The sequence below is a fragment of the Idiomarina sp. UBA3176 genome (assembly GCF_002364295.1).
In the GTDB taxonomy this organism is placed as follows: domain Bacteria; phylum Pseudomonadota; class Gammaproteobacteria; order Enterobacterales; family Alteromonadaceae; genus Idiomarina; species Idiomarina loihiensis.
Genome location: NZ_DEXU01000008.1, coordinates 1 through 20473 on the forward strand (window position 1 = coordinate 1; position 20473 = coordinate 20473).

A 20473-nucleotide genomic window follows, 5' to 3' on the forward strand; every position below is an offset into this window, starting at 1 on the left:
TCCGTAAAAACGGGGTAGAACCCAACTAACCCAGCTTCCAACATAAGTGGTGTTGTGATACTAGGAACGTAGGCAACTCCAATACCTGATGCCACCGAATGAATAATGCTTTCATTGGTATTCAATTCAATAACGTTCGCTGGCTTAATGCCAAGCTTAGCCCAAAGTTTTTCAGTAAGCCGGCGAGTGGCAGAGCCTTTTTCCCGAATAAGCCAAGGCTGTACTTCCAACGCTTTACCATTGTCATCGGGCGGCGCAACTAGCGTCATGCTGTCTTCCTTAAACGGCTTAGTGAGTAAGTCGTCGCGTGAACTTGGACCTTCAACCAGCCCTATCTCGTCCTGAAACGACTCAACTCGGCTGAGTATTTCATCGGTATTACCAATATAAACATTAATTTTGAGCTCGGAACGTTGTTGTTTTAGCACATTGATATAAGCCGGCAACCAATAATTACCGACAGTCTGACTGGCACCTATGTTTAACGTTTCCCGTCGATTACTGTGTAACTGTTCAAAGTATCGTTCGGTGCTGTCACTAAGCGATAGCATTTTTTGGGCTCGCTCGTACAGCCACATACCAGCAACAGTGAGTTCAACCTTGTGTGAACGATGCTTTCGTCCTCTTTCCCGCATCACCAACCGAGTGCCCAGCTGCTGTTCAATATCCTTTAGGTTAATAGATACCGCAGATGTGGTCATATTTAGCTGCACACTGGCCGCAGTGAAACCGCTGGTTTCCGCAATGGTTTTAAACACTTGAAGTTGGCGCAAATTAATCATAAATATATTTTAACTTTATAAAGTTTTATTAAATTTTAATTAATATTGATTGCACTATACTCCAGCCTAAATACAAGAATCAATACAAGGCATAACCATGAACCATCCTATCGTAGGGCTCATTGCAGCGGTTGTATTAGCAATAGGTGTTGTGGAGCTCCATCTATGGCTTCCAGCTATTCAGTCTGTTTCTCCGCTATTAATCAGCATTGGCGTTGGGATTCTGGTCAGCCATATATTACCGGCACGTTGCAAAGAACCGCTCGCTCCTGGATTAAATATCGCTAAAGGATCAATATTACGAGTTGCCATTGTCTTATACGGTTTCAATATTACTTTACAAGCCTTATCTCAGGTTGGTATTTACGGTCTATTCAGCGCGGTTACCATGGTATCAGTTATTCTGTTTGTCGGTATTTGGGCCGGAACCAAGCTGTTTAAGCTTGATAAAGAGCAAGCGATTTTAGTTGCCGTGGGCAGCGCTATTTGCGGTGCAGCAGCCGTTGCTGCGATGGAACCAATCATTAAAGCCAAACCTCACAAAGTAATAACCGCTATCAGCACCGTAGTTGTATTTGGCACGCTTTCTATGCTGCTTATGCCATTAGTGTTTCAATTTTTCGATATCAACGAGGCCCAGTATGGCTTATGGGTGGGCGTTTCCGTCCATGAAGTTGCACAAGTAGTTGTCGCCGGCGACTCAGTTAGCTCAAACGCGGCACACATGGCGGTATTGGAAAAAATGCTTAGAGTGGTTTTATTAGTACCTGTGTTATTAACATTTGCAGTATGGATGAGACAAAAGTCAAAAGGTTCAGACAAAGAAAGTGGTGATAATAAAGTCTCCGTTCCTTGGTTCGCTTTTCTATTCATTGGCGCTATTATCATCAACTCACTGAACTGGATACCGGACGACGTGACGACAGCATTCACAGCAGCTGCCACTTATTTACTGTGTATTGCAATGACCGCTTTAGGCATGCTCACACACATCAGCGTCATCAAACAAGGCGGCGCAAAAGCATTTGCACTCGCCGCCCTGCTTTTTGTGAGTCTGTTCATTACCGGTTACCTGTTAGCTCAGTTCGCCTAGTAATCACGTCTTTTCTCATAGACTTTCTATAGCTAATTAACTATCTCACCTGACGCATTAGCGTCAGGCTACATCAAGTGCGTTCTAATCTCTTTAAGCCGTGCAATGTAATCCTGACTAAAGACATTCTCCGCACGTGCAATGTAAGCCTCTAAATCAACGTACTTAAGCGCATTTTTGAAATAAAACCTATCGGCAAAAAGCTGCATTTTTTGCATTTCAAAAATCGCTTTTATCTGCCCGAAGTACCTTTCAATATCATTAACCATAGACACCATATGCCAGTCGCTACCGTACATTATTTTATCGGCAAGTTTAAAAGGTTTGTCGGCAGTGGCTTCACGCGTTAGCTCTATTTCAAGTCGTTTAGCCAGGCTCTCCTGGGCTTTCTTGCTTTCGACAATTTCGTGCAGGTAGGACAAATCACAATAGACATGCTCGTAGCGCCGACACAGCTCTACAACTTTACGAGCGTAGTTATTCTGATCATTCCATTCGTCTTCCGTATCCGACAGCCAACCCTTAACCCAGCGCCCGTTCATCTTCCGTTTCCCACCACCGGCATGACCAAAGCAGAGTCTCATGGTTTCTCGCTGCTTGTTCTTTTTCAGCGCTTGCTCCCAATAATCCGGGTCTGAATTCAGGCCCGAGCCTTTATAGGCCTGAAAGCCTTCCGGGGTGCAGTGAGTGAAAACTGGAATTGAATACTCCACACAAAAATCCAGAAAATAATCAACAACTCGTTCCACGTTAGCTTCGTTGTCTGCAGGCTTGTAACCCATAGGAGGATAAAACTTGAACCCTGCCTTGCCATGTTCCAATGATCTTTCTATAGCATCACGAAGCACGCGGTCAGAGGAAGATTGAGAAACAAAACGTAAAGGGTCAAAAGCGGAGAAGCCAAGAACTATCCCTTCCGAAAAATTCTCCAACGCCGTCATACGCTCCAACTGCTGATCATAAAAATCGTATTTGGGGTTGTCGTCAAATGGGTAAGCCATATCCATCATGTAATGAAAAAACACATAACGTTCTGAGAAGTTGTCGTAATAGCCTTCTAACCGCTTAAATATCCCGACTTCGCTGCGTAGCATATTCAAGACAAAGTCTATTTTGTCCGCAGCGTCTTCCAGAAACTCCAGTGACTTACGCAGCATTCGTTCAATCATTTTGTGAATGCCAGAGAACCAACCTGATATTTTATCCTGAACCTGAGTCTCTGCTTTGAAAGTCCATTTCGTTTTTATGTAATCTAACTCAAGTTCCTGAGCCGATTCACTGTCACCGTAATACTGGTGTATTTCCTTCAGAACCGAATAAAGCTCGCTGTTAATGAATTGCTCCTGATAGGCTTCGGCTAACTCCGGGTCGCTATTGCCTTCTTCCAGTAAATAGTGCTCTATCTCAATACAAACCAGATGGGCAAACTCATTGCAGATTTTTTCAGTCGCGCCTTTTTTCGATGTCACTGAAAACGACTCTAGCCGCTCTTTTAGCGTAGAACTGGCGGTTAGGGAATAGGCCAGTTTGCTAATCAACTTTGCCGGTATTTTCCAAATTCCCCAACTCTCAAGAATCCCCTGCAAAGGCACATAACGAGCGTTAAAAAGGTGGGTATGGGCATCAACAACGAAAGGTAGTTTACTCATGGCCGTATCCGTTTGAAGTAACCTGATTTTTCTAGGTTTTAGTTAAGTTAATAACTCGTAGAAGATCAACCGAACTCCCGATAATTGGTAACTTTTCCTAATTTTTGGTCAGACACACAAAATCGAATAAAAACAAAAATGTTAACCAATTGATTTTATTATGATTTATTTATGGCCTAACAATTGCCTTGTTGTCCATAATAAGAGCATAAGAACAACAAGGAACCACAATGAGTGTAAAATTTGAAGACCGCCCACTGGAAAAAGTCCGCGAAGAGACGATTGATCAGTTGGTAATGAACTATGGCCACGGTGAGTTATCAGAAGAAGCCTTTGAACGTCGGCTTGATCACGCCATGGATGCGACTGAACATAGCCAGCTTGCCGAATTGGTAGAAGACCTGGAGCTGAAGCCAGACACATCATACGACAGCATGAAAGAACAGCAGTTCTCGCCACATTACGGCGAAGGACGCATTCAACCAACGGAAAAGGTGATATCCATACTGTCTTCTAATGAACGCTGTGGCGTGTGGACAGTGCCGCGTGAGATCACCATCTACTCTCTGCTAGGCTCTGTAGAACTGGACTTTACCGATGCCGTTTTTCAACACCCGGACGTCACTATCAAAATTATTGGAGGGCTTTCAAGTCTTGAAGTTTTTGTCCCTGAAGAAATTACCATTAGCACCAACGTCTTTAGTGTTCTTGGCTCCACCGAAAATAAAGCGCCCTCAATGGGCAACCTGAAACAAGCTCCGCATATACGAATTGAAGGCTTCCAGTTGCTTGGCTCAGTTGAAGTGAAAGTCAAACGAACCATAAAAGAGAAGTTTGTAGCCTTTGCTAATAGCTTAAAGGGCACCTTTCAATCTCGCTAAAGTCGGGATAGGTGAATTCAGTTGCGAGTCGATGACCGCTGGCCTAATCTAAAAGCCTGGTACGAGCGTATGAAACAGCGCGACTCATCAAAGGTTTAAGGAATAAACATGATTGAACTCTACACCTCAGCAACCCCCAATGGTTATAAAGCCACGGTAACCTTAGAAGAAATGGGGCTGGACTATAACCTGCACCATGTGCAGTTGCAGGAAAATGAGCAAAAACGCCCGGAGTTTCTGAAAATGAACCCTAACGGTCGTATTCCGGTGATTGTCGATAAAAATAACGATGATTTCGCGGTGTTTGAGTCCGGTGCCATTATGCTGTATCTGGCTGAGACCTACGACAAGCTTAATCCTAAAGACCCGAAAGAACGTTCACGTATGATCCAGTGGCTGATGTTTCAGATGGGTGGCATTGGTCCTATGATGGGACAAGCTAATGTCTTCTATCGGTATTTCCCGGAGAAGCTGCCCTCAGCCATTGAACGCTATCAGAATGAAAGCCGTCGGTTGTTTGAAGTGCTGAACACGCGCTTGGGCGAGTCTGAATACTTAGCGGGTGATAACTTCTCGTTAGCGGATATTGCCAACTGGTGTTGGGTGCGTACCCATGACTGGTCCGGTGTGAGCCTGGATGGTCTGGAGAACTTAAAGCGCTGGATGAACACCATTAGTGAGCGCCCAGCCTGCCAACGCGGTGTCACAAAGCCGGAGCGAATGGGCGACCCTGACGAACTGGTCAAGAGCGCCCAGAAAATGGTGCAGCGTTAAGCCGCAGCCAACTGCGCCAGATATTCATCGTAACTGCCGGCAAAGTCACGTAAGCCTTTGTCGGTAATTTCGATAATACGAGTAGCCAGAGTCGAGACGAACTCGCGGTCATGGCTGACAAACAACAAAGTGCCTTCAAACTGCTCCAGTGCCAGGTTCAGCGACTCTATCGATTCCATATCCAAATGGTTAGTCGGTTCGTCCATCACCAGAATATTCGGGCGCTGCAAAATCAGTTTACCGAAAATCATCCGGCCTTTTTCACCACCAGACAAAATCGATACCGGCTTTTGAATGTCATCAGAAGAGAACAGCATACGGCCCAACACACCCCGAATAGCCTGCTCGTCGTCACCCGGTTTTTTCCACTGATACATCCACTCGTAAACGGTCATATCCTGTTTAAACCAGTGGGCGTGATCCTGCGCGTAGTAACCTATCGCCGCATTTTCAGACCATTTGATGCTGCCTGAGTCCGGCGTGTACTCGCCCATCAAACATTTCAGCAAGGTCGTTTTACCAATACCGTTGGCACCAATAATAGCGACTTTTTCACCCACTTCTATCGAGGTACTCAAGCCTTTTAAGACCGCTTCGTCTTCGAAGCTCTTACGCACGTTCTCGGTTTCAAGCGCTAACCGGTAGAGTTTCTTTTCCTGAGTAAAACGAATGTACGGATTAACACGACTGGAGGCTTTAACCTCGTCCAGCTGAATTTTCTCCATTTGTTTCTGACGCGACGTTGCCTGTTTAGCTTTTGACGCGTTCGCTGAGAAGCGGCTAACAAAGCTCTGCAGCTCGGCAATTTTCTCTTTTTTCTTGGCGTTATCGCTCATTAACTGCTCGCGCGCCTGAGTGGCGGCAAACATGTATTCGTCATAGTTACCCGGGTAGACGCGCAGCTCGCCATAGTCAATATCGGCCATATGCGTACAAACCGTGTTCAGAAAGTGACGGTCGTGCGAAATAATAATCATGGTGCTTTGCTTTTCGGCCAACACGCCTTCCAGCCAGCGAATGGTGTTAATGTCCAGGTTGTTGGTCGGCTCGTCCAGCAACATAATATCCGGCTCGGAGAACAGTACCTGCGCCAGTAACACCCGAATTTTTACACCCGGCGCCAGCGCCGACATCAGTCCAAAGTGCTGCTCTACCGGTATGCCCAGCCCCAGCAATAACTCACCGGCGCGTGACTCCGCAGTATAGCCATCCATTTCAGCAAACTCGGTCTCCAGGTCGGCCACACGCATGCCGTCTTCTTCGCTCATTTCGCCGCTGCTGTAAATGCGGTCCCGTTCTTCTTTTACCGCCCACAGCTCTTCGTGGCCCATAATAACGGCATCAACGACACTGTAGTCTTCGTAAGCAAATTGATCCTGACGCAACTTACCGATGCGAATATTGGGTTCCAGCGACACATTGCCAGCCGAAGGCTCCTGCTCACCACTTAATATACGCATAAAGGTCGACTTACCGCAGCCATTAGCGCCTATCAGGCCATAACGGTTACCATTGCCGAATTTAACAGAAATATTTTCAAAAAGAGGCTTTGCACCAAATTGCATGGTGATATTTGCAGCAGAAATCACGTAGTCAACATCCAGGATCATAGGGTAAAAATTGAGCGCGCAATGTACGTGTTTTTCGCGTAAATTACAAAGAAAGATTCACTATAATAGGTAAATAGATTATGCAAATGTCCTGGACAGACATCTCTTCTGGTTTAAATAGAATCTGGAATGTCGAGTTATGGAAAACCGGAGACGCGCAGATATACCTAAGCCAGGTCATTATTGCTATTACGCTGATTATTGTTGGCGTAATCGTCATACGCTGGATAGGCTCTAGTCTGGTTAAGCGTGCCTTAAAATCCGGCCACGCCTCTCAGAACACCATTTATGCTTTTCGTAAGTTATTCTCTTTTCTGGCTTATGTACTTATTGTGCTCATTGCCCTACCGGTCGCTGGCATCCCTATTACCATATTCGCGGTTCTGGGTGGTGCATTAGCCATTGGTGTCGGTTTTGGTGCCCAGAACCTGCTAAACAACCTTATTTCCGGCATGATATTAATTGCCGAGCGCCCTATCCGCATTGGCGACATTGTAGAGCTGGAGAACGAACGCGGTCGTATTGAAGAAATTGGTAACCGCTGCGTTCGCATCAAACGTTTCGACGGTGTGCATGTGCTGGTACCAAACAGCTACTTTCTGGAACAGCGCGTAGTGAACTGGACGCTGGTATCCACTGAAATACGCAGCACAGTCACCGTGGGCGTTGCTTATGGCTCGCCGATAGACAGAGTCCGCGAATTGATGATGGAAGCGGCCAGCCAACACGAGAAAATCGTTCAGCGCTTACCTTTTGAAGTGTTTTTCGATGACTTTGGTGACAACAGCCTGACGTTTAATTTGCTGTTCTGGACGGAAGTAGAAGCCCCTATGGATATTCGCCGGGTGCAGTCAGACATTCGCTTTAAGCTGGATAAGCTTTTCGCCGAGAACGATATTGTTATCGCCTTCCCTCAACGCGACGTGCATTTAGATACGTTAAAGCCGCTAGAGATAAAGATGACGTAGCCTGAGGTTCACCTCAGGTGAGGTGAATGTAGCGGGCGCTGGGGCCGCAGGGACTATTGAGGAGGACGCCCGTAAATACATCCCTGTAGGGCTTGGGCAGCGCCATCCATGGCGCTGCACACCTCCTCAATAGTCCACTGCAACCGTCAGGCGCGCCCTCTACCACTATTCCTCTCCGTAGCCGAATGCTCAACATCAGATAATGACTTCAAGCATCTCACCTGATGTAAACATCGGGCTACTTAGAACTCGTAGCTATAACTCAAGCTAACGACGGTTCCAACTTCTTTACTACGAACCAGAATATCCGACTGAGTCACTTCCTGATCTTCGCCCAGCAGGTTCTTAACTTTTAAGCCGATTTTAGAATTAAAGCTCGGATAATAACTGTAAACCAAATCCAGTGAATGGAAGGGTTGCTCGTAAGCGTCCTCACGTCCACCGATACCAGCCGCTAAGATACGCTCACCAAACACGTTATACACCAGTGAAGTAGCATGTTCACCGTTAGCTGAGTCGTAGTTCAACTGGAAGTTGGCAACGTACTCAGAGTGTCCCGTCATACGCTTAGTCCGGTTGGTTAAGTTACCCGCCAATGCCGGATCAATCGACGCTTCAGAGTCACTCAAGGTTAAGTTACCAGAGGTAAAGAACCCGTTCGCCAGGTAACCTAAATCGTGCAGCCACTCAAACTCAACACCATAGACTTCAGCTGATTCACCATTAACGTAACTTAAGGTGTAATCTTCATCGCCCACCTGAAGCACTGACTCAATGGGGTTCTCTATGTCCTTATAGAAAGCCGCAATGGTGTAATTGTCACCATTATCGGCATAGTACTCAAAGCGTGCATCGTAGTTACGTAAATCACTGCTCTCTAAGCCAGCTCTTCCGAACGTACGAATGTCCGTAATTGGATCGTAGTAAGCCACCGGCACTGTTTCACGTAAATCCGGACGCACAACGGTTTCGCCGTAACCAAAACGCAACTGGTAATTATCACTGGCCATATAAGTCAGCGATAAAGCCGTGTAGAGGTCGTCTTCAGCAATGGTACTTTCAAGCACACGCTCAGGATTGAAATAATTATTTAAATCCTGCTCACTAAAAATTAAGCTCGATGTTGCCAGAGAAACCTGTTTAAAGTCTTCATAACGAACACCACCACTTACACGCCAGGTGTTATCGAATATTGCGTCGAATTCACCGTAATAGGCATCAATTTTCTGGGCTGCCAGATAGTCATCCGCATTTGGCGCACTGGGTTCGCGGAAAGAAATACGGAAATCGTTGTCATCAATAACATCATCCGTCAAATAACCCGTGACACCTAACACGTCATCTAAGTCGTCCAGCACTGACAAACGCGAACCCGATGCATTGTCCAGACTAAAGCGACTGGTACTGTAATAACGCGCTTTATCAACAAAGTCATAGCCTGCTTTTAGCTCAAGCTCTATTCCAGAAAACGCAAGTGGTAATGACAGGTTACCGCCGTAAGACTTAACGTTATCTTCCATATCAACAAACTGGAAAATAGCACGGTTGTCATCGCCCGTTACGCGAGTTTCAGAGAAGTTACCCTCGGTGTCATAAATATCGTCAAAACGATACGAAACTTCGGTAGGGATATCCGTTTCCGCTTTTGATTCCGTATACTGCCAGTCGAAACCAATGCCCCAGTAATCCATAAAGGTGTGTTGGCCGCGGAACTGATCGACGTTTAAGACACGCTCTTCGTATTTGAATTCGTGCTCGCGGTTAGCAATACCGGTTCCAACTATAGTTTTCAGGTTACTGCCGTTCGGGCTTTGCTTGATACCAAACTCCGATTCATCTTCCGAGTCTTCTAGATAAATTTTGGTATAACTGACACTGTGTGTATCTAATTCATAACCCGCAGTGAAAAAGCCGTTCAGACGCTCAGTTTCTGTCGTTACTGTGGTTTCTTCAAAGGTGTTGTAACAAGACTTAGAGATGTCTTCGACCGTCGCCAGAGAAGTTGAGCAATCAGCTGTTGCGTTGTTACTGATAACCGCATTTTTGCGTTCAGAAACATCCCAGTCATTATCGTAGGAAGCCGCGGCTAACACGCCTATAGTTCCACCGAAAAATGACTCGTCAAAGCTATTACCTAAGGTGGCTTTAAAGTCCATGTTAGGGTCTAAAGATTCTTTCTTCAGCACCATGTCTCGTGGTAACTGTTTAGCCAGCGACGCATTTATTGCCCGAGCCTGATTACCCGCACTATTTCCAGAACCGGTCAGACCGTCGGTATTAACAATATTACGTAGACTAAAGTCACCCTGGTAGCGGCCAATTGCGTCTTTTATGCCTGCCGGAATACCGCTGTCGTCCCGGTTATAGGTATAACCTTCGTCTGCGTTGCTATTCATGCCAACACCCGCTTCAAGACTAAAGACAAAGTCGTCGGGCAAAGAACGCGTACGAATATCAATATTGCCGCCACCAAAAGCCGCCGGCATAGAAGGTGAAAACACCTTTTGCACTGCCATACTCTCAATAATGGTCGATGGGATAATATCCAAAGGAATGACGTTACGGGTTAAATCCGGGCTGGGAATGCTGGCACCATTAATACGGGCACTTGAATAACGCTCACCGAGGCCACGTACATAAATAAATTTACCGTCAACCAGTGTTAAACCGGTCACCCGACGTAAAGCCGAGGCCGCATCACTGTCGCCAGAGCGGGACAACTGCTCGGCACCCAGAATATCAGCCACAAAAGCCTGATTTTTACGTTCCTGAACAACAGCCGCGGCACTACCCTGCAAACGACTGCCGGTGGTAACCACTTCTTCAATGGTCGATTCGCGTTCAACGTCTGCTTCATCGGCTTGCTGAGCCAAAGCTGCTGGCGCAGAGACAAACAACCCTAATCCAACCGCTAAAGCAACAGGCTTGAGTTTGTATTGATTTTTCATAACCAACTCCTGCAATAAAATCGGAAAATAGGCGCAACACCGTTGCGCCTATTCATTCGCATTCCAACTCAAATTAGTCTGCGTCAGCAGCAGCTACAGCAGTTTCAACCCACTGGTACCACTCAGAGCTTGTATCGTCGTCAGACAATGCGCCGATGAAATCAACCGGAGTAAAGAAGTCATCGTTTAGTGACGTTAAGTCATTCGCCGAGATAGTGATAGAAGAAGTCATATCTGTAGAGATACCGTCGTCATTCAGAACAGTAGCGGAGCCATCAAGAATTTCGTTTACGCCGCCGTTCGGATACCAGGCTGAGTAAGTTTCGCCATCTGCAAAGGTGTTATCACCGGTATTTACGAAGTTGTTAGTACAGGCTAAAACTGAGCTGTAGAAGTCCAGCTCGCCGTTATCTACGCCTGCTTCACCGTCTGAAGTAAAGAAGATACAACCGTCGTCAGCAGTACCATTCTCTTTAACTTTCAGGACGTTATACATTTGACCCTGGAAGTTATCATCAAACTTAGTGGCAATAGATGGATCGTTATCACGTACAGATTTACCATCAGTGGTGATAATAGTTACGTTAGCAATGGTCGGTGCTGACGTTGGTGCCTGGCTGTAGTCTGGACCGTTATTTTTCTCACCGTCGGCTTCAAATCCGCCGTTACCCATGTAGTTAGTATTGCCATCTACCGTCACTGTACCGTGTTTAATAAACAGGAACTGTGCACGGCCTTGCCAACCAGCATCGATGTCCATTGAGTCATCCTGAGTATCGGTGAAAACCACGTTTTTAACATCCGCTTTCCCCCCGAAGAACTCAATACCGTCATCATAGCCTTGATGAATATGGATAAATTCATAAGATGATCCAGAACCAACAGCGTTTAAAGTTAATGAGTTAAGGTCATCGCCATCACCACCATCGCGAGGGCCTGAACCGGCGTACCAAATTTTTGCATATTTCATTGAGCCGCTGCTATCAGTGTTATCATTACCACCGTAATAGCTCACAATACCTTCAGACTCTACGTTACAAGTACCGCCATCGCGCTGTGCATCAGTACACTGGTTGGTAATACCGTTACCGTTAATAATGATGCCGCCCCAGTCTGCATAACGTGGCGCGTCGCCAGAAACATTCAGACGGTCAAATGCGTTAGCTGAGGTAAATGTAATTGGCTTGTCGAAAGTACCAACAGCATTTAACTGCGCGCCACGAGCAATCTGAATAATGGCTTCACCAGAAGTAAAGGCCAGTGTAGCACCTGGTTCAACGGTCATAACCGGGCCATTCTGGTTAATTTCACAGCTTGTCGTCGTGTCGCAATCGACACCAACTTGCAGCGCGCCTTCAAATACGTGCACACCACCGTCAGGCAACTCTTCAAAAGTAATATCTTCATCAATTTCGATGGTCGCACTGGCGAAATTTTCATCATAGGTACAGTCTTGACCGTCGTAGGTACCTTCCACATCGCCGTAACTAGCGCACTCTACGCTGGTACCGCCATCGCCACCATTACCACCGTCAGCGCCGCCGCCATTATTAACCGTTGGTGTAACATTAATGTCGCCGCCGCAACCGGCCAAAAATAAAGCTGTCGTTACTGCAGAGATTTTGAATAAGGTATTAAATTTCATTGGGTTCTCCCGACTTGGATTTTATCCAGTTATGATTTAAGTCGGGGTGAAGAGTAAAACGCTTGCATGACAATATTGTGACAACATAAGAATGTAACAATATATTCACATTTAAGTCACTTGAGGTCATGCTGTTGATCTTTGCGCTTGTTGAATAAGTAACCTATATCAATAATGAAAAACCAAAAAGGAAACCCCATGCGTAAATTATTACTCAGTTGTGTACTGACGACTCTGTCTGTACTTGCTTTACCAGCAGCGGCCTATCAATCCGAAGAGGTTATCGTCGAGCACAACGAAGTCGCCGATAATATTTATATGCTCACAGGCGCTGGCGGCAACATGCTGATGTCATCCGGCGATGACGGCGTATTCCTGGTTGATGATCAATACACTCAGGTAGCAGAAAAAATTGCCGCCAAAATTAAGGAGCTGAGTGGTGAAGAGGTTCGTTATATTCTGAACACTCACTTCCACGGCGACCATGTAGGTTCTAATAGTTGGTTTGCCAATAATCAGAACTCAACTATTTATGCTCATGACCATGTGCGAGAACGCTTGAGTCAGGATAGCGATTTCAACGCAGCCGGCCTTCCAGCCATTACCTTTGATTCAACCCTTACCTTCCACTTAAACAATGACACCGTTCGTGTGTTTTATTTGCCTGCAGGCCACACCGACGGTGACAGCGCAGTATGGTTTGAAGACGCTAATGTGCTGCACCCCGGTGACTTATTTTTTAATGAACGCTTCCCTTTTATTGACCTGAAGAGCGGTGGTGACGTTGACGGCTACATTGCCAACGTTGAAGAATTATTAAATCGCATTAATGACGACACGGTGATCATTCCGGGCCACGGTCCGTTAGCTAACAAACAAGATTACCAAGGCTTTCTAACCATGCTTAAAGAGACCAAAGCCGAAGTTGATACCATGAAACAACAGGGAATGACCCTTGATGAAGCAAAAACCAAGGGTCTTAGCGATAAATGGGACGGCTGGAGCTGGTCCTTTATTAACGAAGAACGCTGGATCACAACGCTGTACTAAAGATTAGCCGTTCGTCCGGTGGTTGAAGGTGAAAGTCCATGGCCAGCTCATCGCAGTTGGCCAGCCTTGGGCATAATTCGCAGTCCTTCATGACTTTTTCCGGCAAGCTGTCTTTAGAACAATGACTAAAACCTTGCTGCTCAAAAAAGTCCGGTACCCGGGTCAGCACAATGACCCGGTTCAATTGCAGTAACCGCGCCTTTTTCAATAAATAAGACACCAGCATGCGACCCTGCCCGCGAACTTCCGTATGCGGATGGACACCCAGCGAGCGGATTTCGGCAAGGCCAGTGGTATAGATGTAAAGCGACGCACAACCCATCACTTTGCCGTCCACTTCGGTCACCGCAAACTCATTAATTGAATGTACGATGTCGTCCTTGGCCCGCGGTAAGTTTTCCCCTGCTCCGGCCCAGTGCTGAACTAAATCCAGAATTGCTCCAATGTCACCGAGGTTAGCATCCCTAATGCGAATTTTCTGCTGCTGTTGAGCGCTCTTTAATGCTTCGTTTACGCGCTGCGGTGAGGTACCGCCCAGTGCACAGCGCTTTTCCAGTAAGGCATCCAGCGTCAGCCACTCATAAACATCCTGCTCAATAACCGGAACAACCGCCTGAAACGCCCCCAGCGGCATATCTTCCAGCGGTTTTTGAGCCTGAATAGCCTGCTGCACTAACTCGCCCACATTATGGTGTGCCTGACGGAAAGGAACGCCTTTGGACACCAGATAGTCCGCAAGCTCGGTAGCATTCGCATAACCGCCCTGCGCTGCTTTACGGCAAACATCATGGTTCACGGTTAACCCATGCAGACTGGAAGTCACCATAGCCAGCGAGGCCTGCCAGGTGGTAAAGGCGTCAAATAAACCTTCTTTGTCTTCCTGCATGTCTTTGTTGTAAGCCAGCGGCAGAGACTTTAAGGTCATCATCAACCCAGTTAGCGAGCCCACCACGCGGCCGCTTTTGCCACGTACCAGTTCCAGCGCATCGGGGTTTTTCTTTTGCGGCATTAACGAAGAACCCGAGGTCACGTTGTCTGCCAGCTCAATAAAGCCAGCCTCGCCGGAATTATAGAAGATGAGATCTTCCGCCAGACGCGACAAATGCAGCATAGATAACGATGCCGAGCTCAAAAGTTCCACCACAAAGTCACGGTCGGAAACGGAATCTAGACTGTTGCGCGTCGCCTGGCTAAAGCCCAGCTCGCTGGCAATGGCTTCACGGTCCACCGGATACGCCGTTCCCGCCAAAGCCCCGCAACCCAGCGGACTTTTATTCAGCCGCGTTACGGCATCCTCTAAACGTTCGCTGTCGCGCTGCAGCATTTCTACATAAGCTAAACACCAATGCGCCAGCAATACCGGCTGGGCTCGTTGCAAGTGGGTATAGCCGGGTATAACCGTGCCCTGTTCGCGCTCAGCTAAACCCAGCAATGCCTGCTGGGTTTGCTGCAACGCCTGTTGCAAAACTTCTGACTGCTGACGACACCATAACCGCAAGTCGGTCGCGACCTGATCGTTACGGCTACGCCCGGTATGCAGTTTTTTGGCTAAGTCACCGACCTTGGCTATCAGTGCCGCCTCAACAAACGAGTGAATGTCTTCATCACCGCCGACAGCAACAGCCGCAGGATCAGAACGCACTTCACCTAATAGTTCCTCCAGTGCCTGTTGTAACTGTTCGCACTCTTCAGCACTGAGCACCCCAACTTTTTGCAGGGCGTTGGCCCAGGCTTTAGAGCCGGTAATATCCTGCTCCGCCAGCACATAGTCAAAGGGTAACGAGTCATTAAACTGCTGAAACGCGGCATCGGGTCCTGCCGCAAAACGTCCGCCCCATAACGCCATAACCTATCCCTTTTGTTGTTTTTGCAGCGCCGCAATCCGGCTCGGAAGAGAAAACAGCCGGATAAAGCCTTCGGCGTGTGCCTGGTTGTAAACCTCATCGGCACCAAAGGTAGCAAAATCCTCGCTGTACAAGCTGTGCGGCGAACGTTTCTGTACCGCGGTTACCGAGCCTTTATAAAGCTTCAGAACCACCTCACCACTGGCCGTCGCGCATAACGACTGTGCCGCAGCCATAACCGATTGCTGCAAAGGGGTAAACCAGCGACCATCGTACAATAATTGCGCAAACTGCTCGCTCAACTGAGTTTTCCAGCTACGACTGACTTTGTCCAGCACCAGTTCATCAATAGCCTGCAACGCTGCCATCATCACGGTACCGCCCGGGGTTTCATAACAACCGCGGCTTTTCATTCCCACCAGACGGTTCTCCACAATATCCACGCGGCCAACACCGTGCTTAGCAGCAACGTCATTTAAAACACTCAGACATTCAAAAGGCGACAGCGCCTGGTTATTCACCGCCACGATTTCACCGTTTTCCACCGTAACAGAAAGGTATTCGGGTTTGTCCGGTGCCTGCTCCGGCGATGCCGTCATAGTCCAGACCTTCTCGGTAGGCTCGCACCAGGGGTCTTCAAGTTCGCCACCTTCGTGCGAAATATGCCAGGCGTTAGCGTCGCGGCTGTAGATTTTGGTCGCTGAAGCTGAACAGGGAATATTACGTTCCGCCAGATAATCCAGCAAAGACTCCCGGCTGCTTAACTCCCATTCCCGCCAGGGCGCAATCACTTGTAAGTCTGGTGCTAAGGCCGCATAACAAGACTCAAACCGCACCTGATCGTTACCTTTACCAGTACAACCGTGAGACAGTGCGTCAGCACCGACTTTACGCGCCACTTCAACCTGAGCTTTGGCAATTATCGGCCGCGCCATAGCGGTGCCCAATAAGTAAGTGCCTTCATAAATTGCGCCGGTTTTCAGGGTCGGATACACATAGTTTTTAACGAATTCGTCTTTTAAGTCCACCACATGGCATTCAGAAGCACCTGAAGCTTTGGCCTTTTCCTCAACGCCTTCCAGCTCTTCTGCTCCCTGCCCAACGTCAGCCACAAAGGCCACCACTTCACAGCCATAGTTTTCTTTTAACCAGGGCACAATCGCCGAGGTATCCAGGCCACCAGAATAGGCCAGTACCACTTTTTTTAAATTGCTCATGAGGCTTTCTCCATAAATTCTGGCAGTGCGGCTGCCGTGGGGTTTAATAATAAAGTTAATAAGGCATTTTGCGCATACAGGCGGTTCTCAGCCTGCTGAAAACAGCGCGACAGCGGGCCGTCCATTACATCGGAGGTAATTTCGTAGCCCCGATGCGCTGGCTGACAGTGCAACACCGAAGTGGCGCCGCTGTGCTCGACCAGCTGCGAATTGATTTGGTAGGGCTGGAAGGTGTCGCGCACTTCACTCAGCGGTTTATCATCGCCCATCGACACCCAAGTGTCGGTATAGAGCGCATCAGCACCTGCCACAGCGGCAATATCGTGGGTAACCACAATGTCAGCACCACTTTCTTCAGCTTGTTTTTTCGCTTTTTTGACAAGTTCTGCATCAGGTTCATATCCCCGGGGGCAAATAATGGTGCAATCCGTGCCCAGCGCGGCCGCAGTCAACATCAAAGAATGCGAAACATTATTACCGTCGCCCAGATACACCAGCTTCAGACCTTTCACCTTGCCGTAGTGCTCCTGCAGGGTTAAAAAATCGGCCAACGCCTGACAGGGGTGAAACCGGTCACACAAGCTGTTCACTACCGGCACTGAGGCGTGCTGAGCCAGTTCTTGTAAGGTGTTATGCGACATAACCCGTGCAACAATGGCATCGGCCCAGCACGATAAATTGCGGGCATAATCAGCAACACTTTCGCGCACGCCCATGCCCTTTCCTTGCTCATTCAAATAAACTGCATGACCACCCAGTTTTTGCAGGCCAATATCAAAAGACAAACGCGTACGCAGACTCGGCTTTTCAAACAGAGTCACAACGCTACGACCTGCCAGAGTCTGGCGGTATTTTTCGGGGTGTGCTTTTTGCTCTTGCGCTAAAGCCAATAATTGCAATGTGTTAGCCGGAGTTAACTCCAGCCCGGATAGACAATGTTTCATCATACTTACTCACTAATCTGTGTGCCTGAATGGGTTTTACTTATCAAATTCCAACTGCCTATTCGCACACATCGTCGTAAGCGTTTTGCTGCGTTAAGTGCGCCGCGAACTTTAACCAGCATGCCATCTCTAATCACACCGCTTTTTGTCAGTTCGTCGATGCTCCGGCTGTCCAACTGCTCTATCAATCGGCCTTCGCTGTCGAGCACGCCATCGACATCGGTTAGAAACAGTAAATCGGCGTCGAGGTTTGCGGCAACCGCAACCGCGGCGTCATCGGCGTTAACATTGAACCATTCGCCCTGTTTACCGAAGCCAATAGAGCTTATTAATGGCAGGTAACCGCATTTGAGCAAATTAGTAATTAACCCGGACTCAAACAGCTCGCAAGTACCTACCTGCCCCAGCTCGGCAGACTTCCGCCGACAAGAAATACCCGCCTCATGCAGCGTTAAGCCAATAGGCCATGCTCCTGCAGCAATCGCCCAGGACATCAATTGCTTATTCGCACACCCCGCCAAAGCACCCACTATGTAAGGCATATGTTGCTCGGGGCTGACTCGCAGCCCTTCATGCTTTTCACTTTTTAGGCCAGCGGTGGACAGCCATTGCTGAGCCAGAGCGCCGCCGCCATGCACAATAACGGTATTGTTTTCAGTGTCTGACAGGGACGCGAACAGAGCTCTCATCTCATCGGGCTGCTCAAGCAGGCTACCGCCCAACTTTATCACTTTCATACCAGCCCCTCCTCTGCCGCTAAACCAAGCTGCAGGTTTACACACTGAATAGCCTGGCTGGCGGCACCTTTTAGCAGGTTATCAATGGCCGAAAAGGCGATAAGCTGGGTGCCCTGCCGGTGCCAGCCAATATCGACAAAGGGTTGTTCCACCACATTCTTAATAGCTGGCCGCGCTTGTTTTTCAAAACGAACCAAAGGCTTGTCTGCATAGCATTGGTAAGCTTTATCTAAATCGGTATCGCTAACATTATCGTTAAGCTCGGCATATACAGTCGCCAGAATGCCGCGCGGAAACTGCGCTAAATGTGGAGTGAACAACACCTCGTGCTGTAACTGTTGAGCAATTTCCGGAGTATGCCGATGCTCAAACAGCCCATACGCTTGCAAAGAAAGTTCCGCACCATGACTCGTCAGCGCGGCCTTCCGCCCGGCACCGGTCACACCGGATACCGCATTAATAATAATTTTGTTGCAGCTGAGTAAGCCTGCCTGTTTTACCGGAAGCAATGCCATTAACGCCGCTGTAGGGTAACAACCGGGCACAGCAACTAACTGTGCGGCAACTATTTCTTGCGGGTACCATTCCGCCAACCCATAAACCGCTTGTTGTAGCCACGAGTCCTGCTGATGCTCAAAGCCGTAAAATGAGGGATAATCTTCAGTTGCGTTTAACCGAAAGCCACCGGACAGGTCTATGACTTTCAAGCCAGCAGCCAGAAACTCGGGCGCAAGCTCCACACTCACGCCATGATCCGTGCAGAGGAACACTGTGTCAGCCGAGCTTTTAATGAGCTCTTTTTTTTGGCTGGATAAGCCCTGCAACGAGAGTTTCACTAAATGTGCATATTGTGGGTGTAAATCACTCAACAACGAGCCTGCATCACTGCTATGCTCAGAGACATAACAACCCAAAAGACTAAGTGCCGGATGTTGTTGCACCAAGCGGGTTAGTTCGACGCCGACGTAACCGCTGGCTCCGATTATTGCGACTGACTGAGACTGCGCGGCTGTATACTGCATGCGACAAAAACCTGTTGCTGTTTCTGAGTAAAAATGCAGAATAACCGAATAAATATACTTATGCAATAATAGTGAATAATTATATTAAGGATTACTATCATGAGCACCCCAGCCTTACCATCATTCTTCTCAATGTATCAGCAACTCATTGCACAGCCTTCCATCAGCTCTATCGACCCGAAGTGGGATCACAGCAATCAGAAAGTTGTGAATTTACTGGCTGAATGGCTGGAGATATTAGGGTTTGAGTGCGAAACCAATGAACTGCAAAGTCAGCCGGGAAAATTCAATTTACTGGCTCGCCGGGGAGCAGGAAGTGGAGGCTTACTGCTGTCCGGACATACTGACACCGTTCCTTACGACGCCAGCCGCTGGAACTTCGATCCTTTTAAACTCACTGAACAGGACAACCGCTGGTACGGCCTTGGCAGCATTGATATGAAAGGCTTTTTTGCTTTTGTTATTCAGGCTCTGAGCGAGCTGGACGCAGCTCAGCAAAACAAGCCTGTGATGATACTGGCCACCGCCGACGAAGAAACCACTATGGATGGTGCCCGTGAGGTCAGTCGTTTTGCGAACCTCAAACCCGACTACTGCGTAATAGGCGAACCCACAGATATGCGCCCGGTATACGCGCACAAAGGGCACATGAGCGAAGTAATACGCATTACCGGACGCTCCGGCCACAGCTCAGATCCGGCATTGGGTATTAACGCCATAGAACTGATGCACGAAGTCATTTCAGCACTGATGAAATTAAAAGAAGAGTTCAAGCATAAATATTCAGATTCAAGTTTTTCTGTGCCACACCCCACCATGAACTTTGGTCACATTCACGGCGGCGACAACGCCAACCGCATTTGTGGTTGTTGCGAGCTGCATCTGGACATTCGGCCGCTGCCGGGCTTGTCTGTCGATGAGCTTTACGTTCACCTGCACCAGGCAACAGAAAATATTCAGGCTCGCTATCCGGGGTCAATTGAGCTCATTTCACTGCACCACCCCATACCGGCTTTTCAGCAAAGTACCGACTCCGCATTGGTGCAATTAGCTGAGAAAATTTCGAAAACTCAGGCGCAGGCGGTTAACTACTGCACTGAAGCGCCCTTTCTTCAGGAACTGGGCTGTGAAACACTGGTTATGGGGCCGGGATCGATACGCCAGGCACATCAGCCCGATGAGTATCTATTAGTTGAAACCATAAAACCAACTCAGGAAAAACTAAAAAACTTACTAAAAAGTTATTGTTTTTTAAGGTAGCTGCCGATAGCAAATCAGCGTTCAAATTTTAAATGTATACAAACTTGCT

Annotated in this window: 16 protein-coding genes; 6 read left to right on the forward strand and 10 right to left on the reverse strand. The window is 47.9% G+C overall.

From position 1 onward, the window contains the following. A partial coding sequence (locus B2U97_RS04090) for a LysR family transcriptional regulator (protein ID WP_286830256.1) occupies positions 1-782 on the reverse strand: 782 nt, incomplete at its 3' end. 97 nt (positions 783-879) lie between these two features. Here B2U97_RS04090 and B2U97_RS04095 point away from each other — a divergent pair. Next, positions 880-1875, forward strand: a complete 996-nt coding sequence (locus B2U97_RS04095; protein WP_011233881.1) for a YeiH family protein — start codon at positions 880-882, stop codon at positions 1873-1875. A gap of 68 nt (positions 1876-1943) precedes the next feature. Here B2U97_RS04095 and B2U97_RS04100 read toward each other — a convergent pair whose 3' ends face one another. After that, positions 1944-3524: an amidohydrolase family protein gene (locus tag B2U97_RS04100; protein ID WP_011233880.1), complete on the reverse strand. Its 1581-nt coding sequence runs from the start codon at positions 3522-3524 to the stop codon at positions 1944-1946. 230 nt (positions 3525-3754) lie between these two features. Here B2U97_RS04100 and B2U97_RS04105 point away from each other — a divergent pair, with 230 nt between their 5' ends. Further along, positions 3755-4405, forward strand: coding sequence for a DUF1707 SHOCT-like domain-containing protein (locus B2U97_RS04105; RefSeq protein ID WP_153849804.1), 651 nt, complete (start codon positions 3755-3757; stop codon positions 4403-4405). A gap of 108 nt (positions 4406-4513) precedes the next feature. Beyond that, entirely contained in the window at positions 4514-5179 is a 666-nt protein-coding gene (locus tag B2U97_RS04110) for a glutathione S-transferase family protein (RefSeq protein WP_011233878.1), read from the forward strand. Here the strand turns inward: B2U97_RS04110 and B2U97_RS04115 are convergent. After that, positions 5176-6768, reverse strand: a complete 1593-nt coding sequence (locus B2U97_RS04115; RefSeq protein ID WP_016341283.1) for an ABC-F family ATPase — start codon at positions 6766-6768, stop codon at positions 5176-5178. The genes B2U97_RS04110 and B2U97_RS04115 overlap by 4 nt on opposite strands. Positions 6769-6869: 101 nt before the next feature. Here B2U97_RS04115 and B2U97_RS04120 point away from each other — a divergent pair, with 101 nt between their 5' ends. Continuing rightward, positions 6870-7757 (forward strand): mechanosensitive ion channel family protein, encoded by an 888-nt coding sequence (locus tag B2U97_RS04120; protein ID WP_114981944.1) that lies wholly within the window; start codon positions 6870-6872, stop codon positions 7755-7757. A 242-nt stretch (positions 7758-7999) separates the two neighbouring features. Here B2U97_RS04120 and B2U97_RS04125 read toward each other — a convergent pair whose 3' ends face one another. Both B2U97_RS04125 and B2U97_RS04130 read right to left on the reverse strand, forming a co-directional pair. After that, entirely contained in the window at positions 8000-10705 is a 2706-nt protein-coding gene (locus tag B2U97_RS04125) for a TonB-dependent receptor domain-containing protein (RefSeq protein WP_153849807.1), read from the reverse strand. Positions 10706-10778: 73 nt separating this feature from the next. Further along, positions 10779-12350 (reverse strand): hypothetical protein, encoded by a 1572-nt coding sequence (locus B2U97_RS04130; RefSeq protein ID WP_034818319.1) that lies wholly within the window; start codon positions 12348-12350, stop codon positions 10779-10781. 198 nt (positions 12351-12548) lie between these two features. Here B2U97_RS04130 and B2U97_RS04135 point away from each other — a divergent pair, with 198 nt between their 5' ends. Beyond that, positions 12549-13400 (forward strand): MBL fold metallo-hydrolase, encoded by an 852-nt coding sequence (locus tag B2U97_RS04135; protein WP_011233873.1) that lies wholly within the window; start codon positions 12549-12551, stop codon positions 13398-13400. Here the strand turns inward: B2U97_RS04135 and argH are convergent. From argH to argC, 5 genes are read right to left on the reverse strand one after another with little or no spacing between them, the layout of a single operon-like run. Beyond that, on the reverse strand, positions 13384-15246 hold the full coding sequence (gene argH, locus B2U97_RS04140) for an argininosuccinate lyase (RefSeq protein WP_286823233.1): 1863 nt from the start codon (positions 15244-15246) through the stop codon (positions 13384-13386). The two genes, B2U97_RS04135 and argH, sit on opposite strands and share 17 nt — an antisense overlap. 3 nt (positions 15247-15249) lie before the next feature. Then, positions 15250-16461 (reverse strand): argininosuccinate synthase, encoded by a 1212-nt coding sequence (locus tag B2U97_RS04145; RefSeq protein WP_286823235.1) that lies wholly within the window; start codon positions 16459-16461, stop codon positions 15250-15252. Then, on the reverse strand, positions 16458-17408 hold the full coding sequence (locus tag B2U97_RS04150) for an ornithine carbamoyltransferase (RefSeq protein ID WP_286823237.1): 951 nt from the start codon (positions 17406-17408) through the stop codon (positions 16458-16460). The genes B2U97_RS04145 and B2U97_RS04150 overlap by 4 nt, the downstream gene beginning before the upstream one ends. Positions 17409-17410: 2 nt before the next feature. After that, positions 17411-18142, reverse strand: coding sequence for an acetylglutamate kinase (gene argB / locus B2U97_RS04155; protein WP_286823239.1), 732 nt, complete (start codon positions 18140-18142; stop codon positions 17411-17413). Continuing rightward, positions 18139-19164 carry an N-acetyl-gamma-glutamyl-phosphate reductase gene (argC, locus tag B2U97_RS04160; RefSeq protein WP_286823241.1) on the reverse strand — a complete coding sequence of 342 codons (1026 nt, stop codon included), beginning with the start codon at positions 19162-19164 and terminating at the stop codon, positions 18139-18141. Before argC ends, argB begins: the two co-directional genes overlap by 4 nt. Positions 19165-19263: 99 nt before the next feature. On the opposite strand from argC, the gene argE reads away from it, so the two are divergent. Then, entirely contained in the window at positions 19264-20424 is a 1161-nt protein-coding gene (gene argE / locus B2U97_RS04165) for an acetylornithine deacetylase (RefSeq protein WP_286823243.1), read from the forward strand. Positions 20425-20473 lie beyond the last annotated feature (49 nt).